Origin of the sequence: Myxococcus sp. CA056, from assembly GCF_013336715.1 — a bacterium.
GTDB classification, from domain to species: Bacteria; Myxococcota; Myxococcia; order Myxococcales; family Myxococcaceae; genus Myxococcus; species Myxococcus llanfairpwllgwyngyllgogerychwyrndrobwllllantysiliogogogochensis.
In genome coordinates this window covers 233,415-248,025 of record NZ_JABUMT010000005.1, presented here as the reverse complement: position 1 = coordinate 248,025, position 14,611 = coordinate 233,415, and the positions used below count along the sequence as shown (strand labels likewise).

Sequence of the window (14,611 nt, the reverse complement as noted above, 5' to 3'; positions counted from 1 at the left end):
AACGGCAACGGCCCCATGCCGTGTCCCAGGGACACACGCATGAGGCCGCTTGGCCTTCACGGGAACAACAGCCCCGTCACCCCGGACCGCTGTGACCCTTCTTCTCCTCTTCCTGCGAGAAGAGGTCCTTGATGACCAGCTTGGTCACCTGACGGTTCATCATCGCGATGGAGGTGGTGAGCGGAATCTCCTTCGGGCAGACCTTCACGCAGTTCTGCGCCTTGCCGCAGTCCTGCACGCCGCCGGGCCCCATGAGCGAACGCACGCGCTCCTCGGAGTTCAACTTGCCCGTCGGGTTCATGTTGAACAGGCGGGCCTGGCTGATGGCCGCCGCGCCGACGAAGTCGTTGTCCATGGTCACCTGGGGGCACGCCTCCAGGCAGCTTCCACACGTAATGCACGTGGAGAGCACGTACATCGTCGACTGGTCCACGGGCGACTGGCGCGGGCCCGGCCCCAGGTTGTGGGTACCGTCCGTGGGAATCCAGCCCTTCACCCGCTTGAGCGCCTCGAACATCCGGCTGCGGTCCACGGCCAGGTCCCGGACCACGGGGAACTTGCTCATGGGCTCCAGGGTGATCGGCTGCTCCAGCTTGTCGATGAGCGCCGAGCACGCCATGCGCACCCGCCCATTGATGTTGATGGCGCAGCTGCCGCAGACCTCTTCGAGACACGCGGCGTCCCACACCACGGGGGGCACGCGCTTGCCCTCCACCGTGACGGGGTTGCGCTGGATCTCCATCAGGCACGAGATGACGTTGGCGCCCTTGCGATAGGGAACCTTGAACTCCTCGTAGCGGCCCGGCTGGTCCGGAGCGTCCTGCCGCCAGATTCGGAAGGAGATGGATTGGGTGCTGACGGCGCCTGCCTGTGCGGTGTCCATGTGGCTCGACCCTTCACTTCCAAGTCAGTTACGGGGACCCGCGCTCTCACGCGGGCCCACCCAGAAAGTTCCCCGGTGCCTTACGCGTACCAGCGCGGCTCGGGCTTCAGCACCGGCGTCGGGACGTCCTCATAGGAGATGTTCGGCCCCTCTTCCGCGTACTTCGCGATGGTCGTCTTCGCCCACCTGTCATGGCGCGCCTGCCACAGCGCCATCCACGCGGGATCGTCGTTGGGGTCCTTCGTCTTCGGCTCGGGCAGCGAGAAGTCCGGCTTGTAGTGCGCGCCACGGCTCTCGTCGCGCAAGAGCGCGCTGGTGGCGATGACCTCGCCCAGCTCCAGCATGTTCCAGAGCTGGTTGGTGTACGACAACGACCGGTTGGACGAGTTGCCCGTGTCCAGGACGTTGACGTTCTTCCAACGGCTCTTCAGCTCGCGGATCTTGTCCACCGTCTTCTTCAGCCGGTCGTTGTAGCGGACGACGGTGCAGTTCTCCGTCATCACGTCGCCCAGCTCCTGGCTCAGACCGTAGGGATTCTCCGCGCCGGCCATCTTCTTGATGGTCCCGAACCGGTCCTCCCAGTAGCGCTTCGCATCCTGGAAGTACTTCTCCGGCATGGCCGCCGCGCTCGTCGTGTTGCTCTTGGCGAAGGACGCCATGGCCGGGCCGCCGATCATCCCCGAGTAGATGCAGGAGAGCAGCGAGTTGGCGCCCAGGCGGTTGCCACCGTGGAACGCGTAGTCCGCCTCGCCCGCGGCGTAGAGGCCCGGGATGTTGGTGGACTGGTTCTTCGGGCTGCCCTCCAGCGGCGTCAGCGTCTTCGAGTCCGCCTCGAACTGAACGTACAGGCCGCCCATCGAGTAGTGCATGCCCGGGAAGATGACCATCGGCGTGACGCGCGGGTCGTCACCGACGAACTTCTCGTAGATCTCCATGACGCCCTTGATCTTGGCGTCCAGCGTCTTGGCCGGGATGTGCGTCACATCCAGGTACACGCCGTCCCTGCCCCCGATGCCCATGCCCAGGTCGCGGCAGACGATGAAGATCTCCCGCGTGGCCACATCGCGGGGGACCAGGTTCTTGTACTTGGGGTACTTCTCCTCGAGGAAGTACCAGCGCTCGCTCTCCGGGATGTCCCGGGGCCCGCGCGTGTCGCCCTTCTTCCGAGGCACCCAGACGCGGCCACCCTCGCCGCGCACCGACTCGCTCATCAGGCGCAGCTTGTCCTCGCCCGGAATCGACGTCGGATGCACCTGGATGAACTCACCGTTCGCGTAGATGGCGCCCTCCATGTAGGCGCGACCCGCGGCGGTGCCGGTATTGATGATGGAGTTGGTGGACCGGCCGAACACGATGCCAGGGCCGCCCGTGGCCAGACACACGGCCTCCGCCGGGAAGGTGCGGATCTCCATGGTGCGAAGGTCCACGGCCACGCTGCCGATGCAGCGGCCACCCTCGTCCTTCACCGTGCCGAGCCACTCCCAGTACTCGTACTTGGTGACCTTGCCCTCGGCCTCATAGCGGCGGACCTGCTCGTCCAGCGCGTAGAGCAGCTGCTGGCCCGTCGTCGCGCCGGCGAAGGCGGTGCGGTGGTGCAGCGTGCCGCCGAAGCGGCGGAAGTCCAGCAGGCCTTCCGGCGTGCGGTTGAACGTCACGCCCATGCGGTCCAGCAGGTAGATGATACCGGGGGCCGCGTAGCACATGCCCTTCACGGAGATCTGCTCGGCCAGGAAGTCGCCGCCGCGCAGCGTGTCCTTGACGTGGATCTCCGGGCTGTCGCCCTCGCCCTTGGTGTTCACCGCGCCGTTGATGCCACCCTGGGCGCAGACCGAGTGCGAGCGCTTCACCGGGACGAGCGAGAGCACATCCACCTGGTGGCCCGCCTCCGCGAGCTTGATCGTCGTCATCAGCCCGGCGAGACCGCCGCCCACCACTGTGAACCGCGCTGCTGCTGCCATCATCGTCTCCTTGACTGCCGGGACATCGGACACGCCTGCCGTCAGCCGGCTCGCCGTTTCGGCGCGCCACGCTCCGGACATCCCCGTGCGAGTTCTACAGGCTAGTTAACTTGGCGGAACCGCGCCGCAACGGCGGCGTCGAAAACGATAAGCCCGCGTCATCCGCGGCATCAGGCGCGAAGCCCGCCGACTGCTTCCGGCGGGCTCCACGACTGGAACGGACTACAGCTTGACGGAGTCGACCGTCTTCTTCACCGACTGGAAGGACTTCGCCAGCTCGGCCTTCTCGGCCTCGTTGAGGTCCACGGTGATGATCTTCTCGATGCCGCCCGCGCCGATCTGGATGGGAGCGCCGAAGAAGTAGTCGCTGATGCCGTACTGGCCCTTCAGCAGCGCCGCGCCCGGCAGGATGCGCTTGCGGTCGAAGATGAAGCTCTCCGCCATGGCGATGGAGGAGGCCGCGGGCCCGAAGTAGGCGCTGCCCGTCTTGTACAGGCCGACCAGCTCCGCGCCGCCCTCGCGGGTGCGCTTGACGATGGCGTCCAGCTTGTCCTTCGCGATGAGCTCCGTGAGGGGCACGCCGCCCACGGTGCTGTGACGCACCAGGGGCACCATGTCGTCGCCGTGGCCGCCAAGCACCAGCGCCTCCACGTCACGGATGGAGCAGCCGAGGGCCTCCGCCACGAAGCACTTGAAGCGGCTGGTATCCAGCACGCCCGCCATGCCCACCACCATGTTGTCCGGCAGCTCCGCGATCTTGTGGAGCGCGAACACCATCGCGTCCAGCGGGTTCGCCACGTTGATGACGAACGCGCCCGGGGCGTGCTGCTTGATGTTGGCAGCCACGTCCTTCATGATCTTGAGGTTGATCTCGAGCAGATCCTCGCGGCTCATGCCCGGCTTGCGGGGCATGCCGGCCGTGATGATGATCACGTCCGAGCCAGCGACGTCCTTCCAGTCCGTGGTGCCGGTGACGCGACAGTCGTAGCCATCCACCGCCGCGAGCTGGTTGATGTCCAGCGCCTTGCCCTTGACCAGACCTTCGGCCACCGGGATGTCGTACAGGAACACGTCACCCAGCGACTTCTGCACCGCCAGCAGCGCGAGGTTGCCGCCGATCTGCCCGCCGCCGATGAGGCCAATCTTCTTCTTGCGATTCTGAGCCATGGATTCGCCGTCTCCCATTCCCCGTGAGGGGACTACATGTGCTTGATGATGGCCTGACCGAACTCGGAGCACTTCACCTCGTTCACGCCAGACTGCCCTTCCTGCTTCATCAGGCGGGCGAAGTCGTAGGTCACCGTCTTGGCGGCGATGGCGCGGTCCATGCCCTGGATCATCAGGTCCGCGGCCTCGTGCCAGCCCAGGTGCCGGAACATCATCTCACCGGAGAGGATGACGGAGCCGGGGTTCACCTTGTCCTGGTCCGCGTACTTGGGCGCCGTGCCGTGCGTCGCCTCGAAGACGGCGTGGCCGGTGACGTAGTTGATGTTGCCGCCCGGGGCGATGCCGATGCCGCCCACCTGGGCCGCGAGCGCGTCCGACAGGTAGTCGCCGTTGAGGTTCAGCGTGGCGATGACGTCGAACTCGTCGGGACGCGTGAGCACCTGCTGCAGGGTGATGTCCGCGATGGAGTCCTTGATGATGATCTTCCCGGCTGCGACGGCGGCCTTCTGCTCCGCGTTGGCCGCGTCCTCACCCTTGGCGGCCTTCGTCACTTCCCACTGGTCCCAGGTGTAGACCTTGTCACCGAACTCCCGGGCGGCCAGCTCGTAGCCCCACTTGCGGAAGGCGCCCTCGGTGAACTTCATGATGTTGCCCTTGTGGACCAGCGTCACGCTCTTGCGCTTGTGGTCCACCGCGTACTGGATGGCCGCGCGGATGAGCCGATCGCTGCCCTCGTGGGACACCGGCTTCAGGCCGATGCCGACGTCGGAGGGGAAGCGGATCTTCCCGAACTCCTTCGGGAACTCCTGCTTCAGCAGGGCCAGGAACTTGTCCGCCGCCGGGGTGCCGGCCTCGAACTCGATGCCCGTGTAGATGTCCTCCGTGTTCTCACGGAAGATGGTCATGTCCACCTTGTCCGGCGTCTTCACCGGGCTGGGCACGCCCTTGAAGTAACGTACGGGACGCAGGCAGACGTACAGGTCCAGCATCTGGCGCAGCGCCACGTTCAGCGAGCGGATGCCGCCGCCCACCGGCGTCGTCAACGGGCCCTTGATGCCGACCAGATAGGTGCGGAAGGCTTCGACGGTCTCATCGGGCAGCCAGTTGTTGACCGCCTTGAAGGACTTCTCGCCGGCGAGCACCTCGTACCAGGCGATCTTCTTCTTGCCCTTGTAGGCCTTCTCCACCGCGGCGTCGAAGACGGCCTGGGAGGCGCGCCAGATGTCGCGGCCAGTGCCGTCGCCCTCGATGTAAGGGATGATCGGGTGATCCGGGACGGACAGCTTGCCGTTCTGGAGGGTGATCTTCTCGCCGGACGACGGGGGCGCCATGGACGTACTCCTGGAAGGTGTGGCCGTGTAAGAATTGGCGCGGGATAGTCGAGAACCCGCCCCCCTCCCGTCAAGGAGTTTGGCCACCCCTCCAGGTTGCAGGACTTATCGGACCCAGCGGCGCGGCACGAGAGGACGACCCTCCCGCGCGCCCCCGAGCGCTCGATGTCCTCGCCGGCCGGACTACCAGCAGGCCAGGCCCGGCGCGGGCAGCTCCACCGTCACAGTGAGCCCCGACTCCGCGCCGCGCACCACATCCAAGGTGCCGCCCACGGACTCCACCAGCTCCCGGGCGCGCGCCAGCCGCCGGTGGGTGGGCCCCACCAACATGGGCGACAGGAAGACGGCCCGGAGCTCCCGCTCGGAGAGGTGCGCATCCGGCGTCACCACCTGGAAGCGAGGCCCCTCGTCTCCAAAGTCATCGGGTGGATCCAATGACACGCGAACCCCGCTTTCCCCGGCAAGGTCGGCGGCGTGGGCCAGCAACAACAACAACACCTGCCGTGTACGTCGCAGCCCCGTGCGGGTCAGCACGGCTTCATCCGGAAGTTCCAGGTTCACCGCGATGCCGTGGATTCTTCGCGCGGCTTCCAGCAATTCCATGGATTCACGTATGAGCGCCGCCACATCCACCTGGTGGAAGTCTGGCCCCTCCACCGACTCCAGACGAGGGGCGCGCGCAGGGTGTCCGACACCGTCCCCTGCTTCACCCAAAGTCCTGCCCACCCAATCCCGTGCCGCGCTCATCGCTCACCTCATCTGGTTGGCGTGCCGGACGGAGTTTACTGGAGCAATCCGACTCGCTCCATTTCACTACGAGAAAGCACTCAGAGCGTGGTTGACTGGTGACATTACAGTTGCGCGACATCTTGGCGGTGGCGTTGTCGGGTGCTGGGCATACAGTTCGTGAAACTTGGAGAAATGACCTGTCACGGTTGACCCAGTGACCTAGATTCCCGCCTTGACGAAAACAGCAAGGCTGCACAAATTCGATTTGACTGTTCCTGTCGACTCCGTATGATACGGACCCATAGCGAAATGCCGCCCACCGCAGCACCGCTGGAGCAGGGAGGAACTGTTGTGCTTGCAACTTCGCCATCCGCATCAGGCGTTCCTCACTACCGGAGAAGGGGGCTCCTGGACATGGAAGGGGGAAACCCGCTCTCCGACCGGCGGACGGTCGAGTTCGATAGCCGAGACGCATTCATCAATGTGATTCCGCTGCCGCCAGCGGAAGCCGCGCTGGATGACTCGGGCTATTCGCTGCATGGCCGGGGGCCGAACGCCATCACCTGCTCGCTGGGTTCGCTGGAAGGAACCATTGGCGAGGTGACGCGGTTGAGCCCCACGGTGGTCTGGGTGATGCCTCGCGGCCCCGTGAATCACGCCGAGGCGCCCACCCTGCCCGTCTTCCTCAAGGGTCTTGGCGTCACGATTGGTCCGCTGGTGGGCGCGTTCATCCGCACCGACTCCGAGACGGCGAGCGCGCCCGTGGGCCTGCAGCTCGTGGGAGTCACCGTGGAGCAGGGCCGGCAGATTCTCTCGATGCTCGCGGATGCCCTGCGCAACGGCGTGGCGGAGCCCGCTGCTTCCGCGATGCCGATGCAGGACATCATCGAGCAGCCGGAGCGCATCCGCTCCATCCTCACCGCCATCTGCGCCTCCGGTAACAAGGGCGTGCTGCGACGGATGGGCCGCTCGGTGCGCATGGTGCTGGAGCGCTTCAACTCGGCGACGGCCCAGTTGGAGTGGCGCACGGAGGAGGCGGTCGCCGAGTGGGGCGAGGCGCCCTACGACGTGGACGTCATCGGCTACAACAGCGCGTACCGCATGCGGCTGGACGCGGGCGGCATGGACGGAGATCGGCTCTTCACGCCGATGCCCGCGCGCATTTCCCGCATCCGTCATCGCTGGCACCGCCGGGTCCCCGCCCCCACGGGCGCGAGCGTGCGCTTCCACCACCCGCTCTGGCGCGAGCTGGGCGAGTTGACGCGCGACGCGGTGGACCTGTCCTTCTCCGGCCTGTGCATCCGCTGCAAGCCGGAGGACCTGATGTTCCCCGGCCTGCTGCCGCCCCACATCGAGCTGGAGACGGGCGCGGGCCAGACGCTGACGTTGCGCGGAGAGATCCGCTACGTCACCAGCCCCCGCGCGGATGGCCACGTGCTGTGCGGCCTGAGCGTGCAGCCCTACTCCGTGGACGAGGCGCGCTGGGTGCGCTTCGTGTCGCAGACGACGTCCCCCGCGACTCGCACCAGCGAGGACATGGAGGACGGGCTGTGGGATTTGTTCACCCGCTCCGGCTTCTTCAGCCTGGCGGGCAAGTCCACCGAGGAGTTCGAGGAGCTGCGGCTGGCCTTCCGCGGCATGGCGAAGCGCGGCGCGGAGATTCCGCAGTTGTTCTGCCAGGCGGTGTGGCCGTCCGAGCGCGGGCCCGAGGCGACGCTGTCCTTCATGAAGCCCTACCGCCACGCGTGGATGGGGCATCAGGTCGCCAAGCGCCCCGGCAAGCCGCCGCCGAGCGTGCAGGAGCCGGGGCAGATCATGCGCGACCTGTACGTGCGCACGTTCGAGCACCCGCAGAGCGACCCGGACTTCCGCTGGGTGGTGGCCTACGTGGAGGCCCTCAACCCGTGGATCGCCAAGGCGCACGTGCGCTACGCCGAGCGGCAGATGGAGACGGGCCAGGGCCTGGCCTTCACCCGCAAGGTCCACATGCTGGACGTGCTCACCCACGAGCAGACGGGCCGCAGCCACGAGGGCATCCAGGTGGGTCTCGCCACGCCGCAAGAGCTGACGCTGCTGGCGGACTCCATCGCTCGCACGCGCCCGGCCTGCTACGTGGAAGCGCTGGACTTCACGCGGGAGCGCATCGACATGCGCCCGGTGCAGGCGCGCTGGAAGGAATTCGGTCTCGAGCGTGAGCGAGAGATCCTGGTCGCGCGGCGGGGCGGCGTGCCCGTGGCGGCGACGGTGCTGGAGCTGGGTCAGCGGGGCACGAACCTGTACTGCCTGCTGGACATGGCCCGCCTGTTCTCACTGACCGAAGAAGGACCGTCCACCTATGTCGCCCTGGTGGACGCCGCGCGCCGTTGGTACGCAGCGCGCCGCCGCACCTCGTTCCACTTCCTGTGTGAGGACGAGGGGGGGGATTACGTGCAGGAGGCCGGCATCCACGGAGGGCCTGATCCATTCATGTGGATCATCTCCTCCAAGCTGATTCCCGACTTCCTCGAGCACATCAGTGAGCTGACCATCGGGCGCCGTGGCGCCCACAACCCTCGCTAACACGCCCTAGAGGTTCAGACATGAGCAACAAGCAACTCGTGGAGCAGAAGTATGTTCCCCACGTGGTCGAGGTGCGCGAGCGCCTCAAGTCCTCCCCCGCGCTCCAGACGTTGCTGGATCCGAACGTGGACCCCGCGCTCGTGGAAGGCTTCCTCATCCAGCTCAACTCGCTGGGCGTGTACATGACGGAGCCGGTGGACGGATGGATCCGCCGCGCGGGCGAGGCCACCGTGAAGATGGGCCTCAAGGACGTGGGCGAGAAGCTCATCACCCACGCGAAGCACGAGGAAGGCCACCACCTGATGATGATCGAGGACACCAAGAGCCTCGTCGCCCGGTGGAATGCCAAGCGCGGTCCCCAGCTGGATGCGACGGCGCTGCTGAACCAGGTGCCCACGCAGGCTATGGTGGAGTACCGGAAGATCCACGAGGACACCATCGTCGGTCCCATGCCCGCCGCCCAGGTCGCGATCGAATATGAAATCGAGAACCTGTCGGTCGTCTTCGCGCCCGGGCTGATGGAGCAGGCCAAGCGCGTGTGTGGCGAGGACATCATGGAGGCGATGTCCTTCGTCAAGGAGCACGCGGAGATCGACGTGGGCCACACCGCCCTCAACGAGGTGATGCTGGGCAAGCTGCTGACCCAGGTGCCCGAGAAGGCCGAGGTCATCGGCAAGACGGGCGCCCTGGCGCTCGACATCTACCTGCGCTTCATGGGCGACTGTGTCGAGCGCGCCCAGGGCCTGCTCAAGCCCGCCGCCGCGGCCTGACGTCCCGTCGGGCGGAAGTCCAGCCATGCCCGACTCCGGGGCGCCTGTGGCCATGTTCCGGCCCGGGCGCCCCGTCGACTTTTTCCACGCCCTCCCCTACCCGGCCCGACGAACCTCCGAGGCGCCACCCCGCGGCCGGGGACGGATGAGACCTCGCAGCGCGCGACGAAGCCCGTCGAGGCGAGGCCCCGTGGCCGTGCCGAACACGTACCGGTCCGGACGCAGCACCACCACGTCCTTGTCGTGCCGTGAGAACCACGCGCCCAGCCGGCCTTCCGTGTCCACGAACGCGTCCGGAGGAGGCTCGCCGATGCGCTCCGCGGAGAGCACGGACCACGCCCGCGCGCCCAGCTCCGCCGCCAGCGCGCGCGCCTCGCGCTGCGTGTCCTGCGAGGCGCCGGGCCGCGTCAGCACGACAAAGCCGTCGCCGAGCACGTGGTCCATCAACACCCGCTGCCCCTCCGTGGCTTCCACGCGCGGCTGCGGAAAGTAGGTGCCTTCAGGCGCGGCCTTCGCCCGCTGCGTGCCGAGGATGAAGCCCTTTTCCAGCGCGAATGCGGGCTTCACCTTGAACTGGCGGATGAACTCTCCCGTGACGGGCAGCCGGTAGAGCACCTGGATGAGCACGTTGCGCGCGCGCGCCAGCACCTGGCCTCCCGTCATCATCATCCGGCCCATCGCATCCGAGCTCTTGATGACCTCCGAGACATGGCCGCGCCGCTCGTGCTCATACGTGTCCAGCAGCGAGTCATCCGCCGAGCCGTCCAGCACCCGCGCCAGCTTCCACGTCACGTTCGCCGCGTCGCGAAAGCCCGCGCACAGGCCCTGTCCCAGGAAGGGCGGCATCAGGTGCGCCGCGTCTCCGAGCAGGAAGGCGCGCCCCACCCGCCAGCGGTCCACGATCCGGCTGTGGTACGAGTGGACGTTGACCGAGCGAATCGTCACCGTCGCCGGGTCGACGTAGTGAGAGATGAGCGAGCGCACATGCTCGGGCTGGCGCACGGCCTCCAGGTCCGCGCCCGGGTCCACGATGATGTCGAAGCGCATCTCGTCCCGCGCCGTGCGCGCGATGAACCCCCGCCGGTTCGGGCCACACAGGTAGCTGGTGTAGTCGGGCTCTGGAGACGCCGTGCTCACGGTGATGGCCAGTGAGTGCTCCAGCGCGGTGGTGCCCTCCAGCTTCAGGTCCAGCTTGCGGCGGATGGTGCTGTGGGAGCCATCACAGGCCAGCAGGTAGCGCGCCCTCACCGTCACGGACTTCTCGGTGCCGCACTCACGCACGCGCACGGTGATTCCCTCACCGTCCTGGACGAAGGACTCGACCTCGCGGCCCTGCCACAGCTCCACGTGCTCGAAGCGCGCCATGCCCCGGCGCAGCACCGCCTCCATGCGAGGCTGCTGGAAGAAGGCGCCGACGTAGTGGCCAAATGGCTGGTCCAGGTTCGCGAAGTCCACCTCCGCGAGCGAGCGCAGCCGGTCATCGAGGTAGCGCAGCGTGTGGCACGGATGGAAGCCCGGCCCCAGCTCGCCCTCCAGCCCCGCGGACTGGAAGATGCGCTGCGCCTCGTCATCCACGCTGATGGCGCGGGACTGACCATGCGCGGACAGCTCCTTCTCCACCACCAGGGTCTTCACGCCTTGGAGCCCCAGCAGATTGGCTGCCATCGCTCCGACCGGTCCACATCCCACGATGATGACATCAACAGTTTCAGGAGCCACGTCCGCCCTCCGGGTGTCGTGCTTGTTGAGCTGCCTTTGATTCATCCCCCAGGCCAGGCCTTGGATTTATCAAGTGCCTCTTGGTTCAAAGAACGCCTGGGGGAGGATTCCTTGCCTGCTTGAGATTCACCTCTCGGGCAGAATTTCCAATCACTCCCGGATGTTTTCCGTTTCAAGCGAGGGGTGCTCCCTACCCGGCGGATTCCCGTCGTGGGCTCAAGTGGGTGCTCATTCCTCGTGAGCTTCAAGATTTGCGTCCGCATGAAATCGCAGTGTCGAGTAGCGACGGAGACCCTGTCGGGAAAGCAGCACAGACGTCGTGGGCAACGCGCGGCGTCGTGCTTTCGGGGATCGACGGATGCTTTGGTGGCGCTTCCCCCTCACGCGAAGTTCGCGAAGGAGCAGTCCGATGGAATGGCTCGAATTCTCCCGCTGGTCCCCCGAGGTGGAGCGACAGCTCGCGCAGCAGGCCGCGCGGCTGGGCGCGGCGGCGGCCCGTGGAGCCTCCCTGACCCGCCGGGTGCGCGTCAGCGCCACCGTGGCGGCGGCGTACCGGCTGAGCGCGATGCTGCGTGAGTATCCTCGCACCAACCCCTGGGGCCACCCGGTCTCGGAGTCCTGATTCGGGCATGACGCTCGCCGGAAGTCTCCCGGCTTCCGGCGTCACGTCCCCACCAGGAGCCCCGGCCCCCTCGTCGAGGGTGAGCAAGTGAACGGTCCCTTCAAGGGGCCTCACGAAAGCTCCCATCCGAGGGAAGGGCTCTGGCGAAAGCGGTTTGTCTCACGATTGATTGACACATCAATCCACTCCCACCTCAGACTACCGGGTTCTCACCAGGACGCCCAGTGTCACGCGCCGAACTTCGGCGAAGGGGTGTGAAGAGCGCCGCCTTCAGTCCTCGGCGGCCTTGCGCAACGAGGAGCGCTCCAGCTTTCCCATGGCATTGCGTGGCAGGGCATCCACCCAGATGAACCGAGCGGGCAACTTGAAGCCCGCGAGCGATTGGCGGCACCAGGCCTCCATCGCCTCCACCTCGGGACGCGACTGCCCCACGCGCAGCGCGAGGAAGGCCACGGGCACTTCGCCCCAGCGTGGGTCTGCCACGCCGACGACCGCGGCCTCCTGCACCGAGGGATGATTGGCGAGCACCGCCTCCACCTCGGCCGGGTAGATGTTCTCACCGCCCCGAACGATGAGGTCCGTGCGGCGCGACAGCACCGTGAGCCTGCCCCGTGCGTTAAGCACACCGAGGTCTTTCGTGCGCAGCCAGCCCTCTCGCAAGACTTCACTCGTGGCCTCGGGCCTGCGCCAATAGCCCGCCATCACCGTGGGCCCGCGCACCTCGATGTCGCCTTCCTGCCCGGGGCCTCGCACCTCGCCGCGCTCACCGACGATGCGAACCTCCATCCCCGGGAGCGGTGGACCCGCCGTCCGACCATCCGCTTCGGAGGGCCGCTCGGTCGTCACCTGCGAGCACGCCTCGGTGAGCCCGTACGTCTGGAGTGCGAGCAAGCCCACGGCGCGCGCCCGCTCCAGCAAGGGCACGGGCACCGGCCCTCCGCCAATCAGCGCCACCTTGAAAGTCTCAGGCACCCGTCGCCCAGCACGGACATCCAGCACCCGCTCCAGCGTGGTGGCGACGAGACTGACGTGAGACACCTTCTCCTCGTCGATGGCACGACTCGTGGTTTCCGCGTCGAAGCGCTCGTGCAGCACGAGACAGCCTCCCTCGTACGCCGTGCGCGTCAGCATCGCGAGGCCACCGACATGGAACAGCGGCAACGTCCCGAGCCAACGGGGCGCCGGGTGTTCTCCCAGGTTCGCCGCGGACCCGCGCGACGACGCCCGGAAGTTCCCCTCCGTCAGCACCGCGCCCTTGGGCCTTCCCGTCGTCCCACTGGTGAAGAGGACGACCCGAGGCTCGTGTTCTTCCAGCTCCACGCACGTGTCGGAAGAAGCCTCGGCCACGAAGGTCTCCAACACCTCCGCGCCGACAAGCCGCTCACGCAGTGTCCCCAGGGCGAGCGTCAAACCCGGCTCGACATCCTGGGCCAGGGGCGCCAACTCCACGCGGGTGAGGCGCGCATTGAGCGGCGCCAGCACGGCTCCGACACGGCCCACGGCCCAGAAGAGGAACACACAGGCCGCGTGATTCGTCGCCAGCACACAGACGCGATGGCCCTTGCCAATCCCGCGAGCCTCCAGCGCGGCCACCCACCGACGCACCTCCGCATCCAGTGCGCCGTAGCTCCAGGAGCGCCCCGCGAAGGTGAGCGCCTCGGCGTCCGGGTGACGCGAGGCCCCTTCGCGAATGGGGCACCCGAACTTCGTCACACCACCACCCCGGCATCCAGGCCCAGTCCAGGCGACTCCGGAAGACGGATGCGCCCGTGCACGGGCTGGTACTCATGCATGGCGGGCTCATGCGCGAAGAGACGCCCCACCGCGAGCCCCGATGCCAGCGACCCCGAAGGCAGCGCGGCCGCCAGGTGCGCGGCGCCCGCTCGGGCCACCACGCCATCCAGCGAGCTCGTCACATACGCCTGCATTCCCAACCGCGCGGCCCGCATCGCCACCACGAGTCCGGGCAGCAGTCCGCCCAGCACCATCGGCTTGAGCACCACCGCGCCCACGGCCGGTCCACCGCCCAACAGCGGATCCACCGACAGCAGCGCACGCAGCGTCTCCGGTGAGCCGAGCGACTCGTCCGCCGCCACCATGCACGGCGCCCTTCGCTGCACACGCCACAGGGCCGACAGGTCTTCCGGCGGCGTCGGCTGCTCCACCAACTCCAGGCCGTACCAGCCCAGCTTGTCGAGCGCGCGCTTCGCGTCCGGTTCGGACCAACCGCCATTCGCGTCCAACCGCAGCTTCACGTCCGGCCCCACGGCCTCGCGCACCGCCTTCACGCGCTGCTCGTCTGCCTCCAGCGAACGCGTCGCCACCTTCAGCTTCAGCGTCCCGTAACCTTCGGCCACCGCCCGCCGAGCCTCCTCCGCCAATGCCTCCGGCGCCTCCTCGCTCAGCAGCGCGTTCACCAGCACTTCGGGACGCGACTCCTCGGCCAGCAGCCAGCACAGCGGCACGCCCTGGCGCTTCGCGAGCAGGTCCAACAGGGCCAACTCCAGCGCATGCTCAGCGGCGGGCACGGGGCCCGGCGGCGCGGGATGACGGGCCCGGACACGAACGCCCTCGCCGCGCGCCACCGTCGGCGGGAAGGGAGACAACGTGTCCTCGACCGCGCGCACCGAGTCGCCCAGGAGCTGGCCCTTCAGCGACGACAGCCACGCCCCCAGCACCTCGCCGCACACGGACAAGGACTCCGTGCCGAACTCCGGCAGCGGCATCGCCTCTCCGAGTCCCACATTCCCGTCCTCATCCTCGAGCCTCACGAGGAAGCCCTCGCGCGCGGAGTAGGAGCCTCGGGCCGTCTTCAAGGGCTGGAGCAGCTCCAACCGCAGCGGGGTCAGCGTCGCCTGAACAATACGCATGGA

11 protein-coding genes are annotated in these 14,611 nt (G+C 67.4%); 3 read left to right on the top strand and 8 right to left on the bottom strand.

The window, feature by feature from the left end; all coding sequences use genetic code 11:
• Positions 1-76: 76 nt before the first annotated feature.
• The 5 genes from sdhB to HUA76_RS23260 form a co-directional block, all read right to left on the bottom strand.
• Positions 77-883 (bottom strand): succinate dehydrogenase iron-sulfur subunit, encoded by an 807-nt coding sequence (gene sdhB, locus HUA76_RS23280; RefSeq protein WP_141645897.1) that lies wholly within the window; start codon positions 881-883, stop codon positions 77-79.
• A gap of 80 nt (positions 884-963) precedes the next feature.
• Entirely contained in the window at positions 964-2,841 is a 1,878-nt protein-coding gene (sdhA, locus tag HUA76_RS23275; protein ID WP_174455550.1) for a succinate dehydrogenase flavoprotein subunit, read from the bottom strand.
• Positions 2,842-3,063: 222 nt separating this feature from the next.
• Positions 3,064-4,008, bottom strand: a complete 945-nt coding sequence (mdh, locus tag HUA76_RS23270) for a malate dehydrogenase (RefSeq protein ID WP_141645896.1) — start codon at positions 4,006-4,008, stop codon at positions 3,064-3,066.
• Between the two features lie 32 nt (positions 4,009-4,040).
• Entirely contained in the window at positions 4,041-5,339 is a 1,299-nt protein-coding gene (icd, locus tag HUA76_RS23265) for an NADP-dependent isocitrate dehydrogenase (protein ID WP_141645895.1), read from the bottom strand.
• 183 nt (positions 5,340-5,522) lie between these two features.
• Complete coding sequence (locus HUA76_RS23260) at positions 5,523-5,942, bottom strand: sensor histidine kinase (protein ID WP_254614418.1); 420 nt, start codon at positions 5,940-5,942, stop codon at positions 5,523-5,525.
• 540 nt (positions 5,943-6,482) lie between these two features.
• On the opposite strand from HUA76_RS23260, the gene HUA76_RS23255 reads away from it, so the two are divergent.
• The gene (locus HUA76_RS23255) at positions 6,483-8,627 is read left to right on the top strand and encodes a hypothetical protein (RefSeq protein ID WP_174462103.1); all 2,145 of its coding nucleotides are present in this window, start codon (positions 6,483-6,485) and stop codon (positions 8,625-8,627) included.
• Positions 8,628-8,647: 20 nt separating this feature from the next.
• Positions 8,648-9,397, top strand: a complete 750-nt coding sequence (locus tag HUA76_RS23250; RefSeq protein WP_141645892.1) for a hypothetical protein — start codon at positions 8,648-8,650, stop codon at positions 9,395-9,397.
• Between the two features lie 96 nt (positions 9,398-9,493).
• Here HUA76_RS23250 and HUA76_RS23245 read toward each other — a convergent pair whose 3' ends face one another.
• Positions 9,494-11,161, bottom strand: coding sequence for a bifunctional 3-(3-hydroxy-phenyl)propionate/3-hydroxycinnamic acid hydroxylase (locus tag HUA76_RS23245; RefSeq protein ID WP_217440066.1), 1,668 nt, complete (start codon positions 11,159-11,161; stop codon positions 9,494-9,496).
• A 364-nt stretch (positions 11,162-11,525) separates the two neighbouring features.
• Here HUA76_RS23245 and HUA76_RS23240 point away from each other — a divergent pair, with 364 nt between their 5' ends.
• Positions 11,526-11,738: a hypothetical protein gene (locus tag HUA76_RS23240; RefSeq protein ID WP_141645890.1), complete on the top strand. Its 213-nt coding sequence runs from the start codon at positions 11,526-11,528 to the stop codon at positions 11,736-11,738.
• A 270-nt stretch (positions 11,739-12,008) separates the two neighbouring features.
• Here the strand turns inward: HUA76_RS23240 and menE are convergent, their stop codons facing one another.
• Together menE and HUA76_RS23230 are read right to left on the bottom strand one after the other, a co-directional pair.
• The gene (gene menE, locus HUA76_RS23235; RefSeq protein ID WP_174462102.1) at positions 12,009-13,451 is read right to left on the bottom strand and encodes an o-succinylbenzoate--CoA ligase; all 1,443 of its coding nucleotides are present in this window, start codon (positions 13,449-13,451) and stop codon (positions 12,009-12,011) included.
• Complete coding sequence (locus tag HUA76_RS23230) at positions 13,448-14,608, bottom strand: mandelate racemase/muconate lactonizing enzyme family protein (RefSeq protein ID WP_141645888.1); 1,161 nt, start codon at positions 14,606-14,608, stop codon at positions 13,448-13,450. The genes menE and HUA76_RS23230 overlap by 4 nt, the downstream gene beginning before the upstream one ends.
• Between the last annotated feature and the right edge of the window lie 3 nt (positions 14,609-14,611).

Excerpts from the sequence above, each read along its gene's own strand:
- HUA76_RS23260 (WP_254614418.1), bottom strand. The coding sequence starts at position 5,942 with ATGGAATTGCTGGAAGCCGCGCGAAGAATCCACGGCATCGCGGTGAAC.
- HUA76_RS23245 (WP_217440066.1), bottom strand. The coding sequence starts at position 11,161 with ATGAATCAAAGGCAGCTCAACAAGCACGACACCCGGAGGGCGGACGTG.
- mdh (WP_141645896.1), bottom strand. The coding sequence starts at position 4,008 with ATGGCTCAGAATCGCAAGAAGAAGATTGGCCTCATCGGCGGCGGGCAG.
- HUA76_RS23255 (WP_174462103.1), top strand. The coding sequence starts at position 6,483 with ATGGAAGGGGGAAACCCGCTCTCCGACCGGCGGACGGTCGAGTTCGAT.
- icd (WP_141645895.1), bottom strand. The coding sequence starts at position 5,339 with ATGGCGCCCCCGTCGTCCGGCGAGAAGATCACCCTCCAGAACGGCAAG.
- sdhA (WP_174455550.1), bottom strand. The coding sequence starts at position 2,841 with ATGGCAGCAGCAGCGCGGTTCACAGTGGTGGGCGGCGGTCTCGCCGGG.
- HUA76_RS23240 (WP_141645890.1), top strand. The coding sequence starts at position 11,526 with ATGGAATGGCTCGAATTCTCCCGCTGGTCCCCCGAGGTGGAGCGACAG.
- HUA76_RS23230 (WP_141645888.1), bottom strand. The coding sequence starts at position 14,608 with ATGCGTATTGTTCAGGCGACGCTGACCCCGCTGCGGTTGGAGCTGCTC.
- sdhB (WP_141645897.1), bottom strand. The coding sequence starts at position 883 with ATGGACACCGCACAGGCAGGCGCCGTCAGCACCCAATCCATCTCCTTC.
- HUA76_RS23250 (WP_141645892.1), top strand. The coding sequence starts at position 8,648 with ATGAGCAACAAGCAACTCGTGGAGCAGAAGTATGTTCCCCACGTGGTC.